Raw genomic sequence first — 805 nt, 5'->3', positions numbered from 1 at the left:
GCGCTGCCTCCACCGCATCGATGCGCTGCTTGCAGACCTTGTACGCATTCACCGACTCGGTAACGATGGTCAGCAGGTCATCGATGTTGGGCTCGTCCTGGTTGCGCAGCGTTTGGGCATGTCGCTGTAGCACGCCATAGGCTTCACGAAAACTTTCCATCACTCATTCCTTCCGGTTACTGTCATCCGGACGGGCGGAAACCATCCCGTCGCGGAACTGGATCTCAAGGGCGGAGAGGGCGCGCGCCTGGGCCTTGCCCGTCACGGGCTTCCCTTCAGGCGTGCGCACGATCGCAAAGCCGCGATTCAGGGTCTTCTCAGGCCCCTGGCCGGTGACCTCGCGCATGAGCGCCTCGGCCTGGCTCCGGGCGGCTTGCAGGTTCCCCTGGGCGCGCTCCGCCACGTGCTGCAGCCGGTCCTCGGCGGCTTGGCTGGCCGCACGGGTCGCGGCGTGGCCGCGGTCTACCACGGCGTAGAGTGCAAGCTCCGAGCCGCCACGCGCCTCGGCCACACTGGCCTGGGCCCGGGTGCGCACATCGTGCAGCAAGGCCGGCACCTGCTGCCGGGCCGCCGCCAGATGCCGACGGGCCTCACCCTGGGTCTCGTTCCACCGCGCCAGGCTGCGCGCCGCAGCCTCGTGCACCTGCCGCATCGACATCACCTCCACTTGGCCCATCTCCTGGGTGCTGTCATGCCTGGCTCGGGCGAGATGGGCCTCGGCATCGGCGCGCACCTGGGCCTCGCTGCGGTCGGCCTCGGCTCGCACGCGCTGGGTGAGACGGCCCGCCGCCGTGAACACCGCCTC

The 805-nt window shown here is 69.4% G+C and carries 2 protein-coding genes; both read right to left on the bottom strand.

The features are described 5' to 3' along the window. A partial coding sequence (gene xseB / locus NFX52_RS31235) for an exodeoxyribonuclease VII small subunit (RefSeq protein ID WP_353848512.1) occupies positions 1-160 on the bottom strand: 160 nt, incomplete at its 3' end. 3 nt (positions 161-163) lie between these two features. Further along, positions 164-805, bottom strand: a 642-nt coding sequence (locus tag NFX52_RS30375) for an exodeoxyribonuclease VII large subunit (RefSeq protein ID WP_289781651.1), incomplete at its 5' end; no start/stop codon positions are given.

This window comes from Acidovorax facilis (assembly GCF_023913775.1).
GTDB classification, from domain to species: Bacteria; Pseudomonadota; Gammaproteobacteria; order Burkholderiales; family Burkholderiaceae_C; genus Acidovorax; species Acidovorax facilis.
This window is presented reverse-complemented; position numbering and strand designations above follow the sequence as displayed.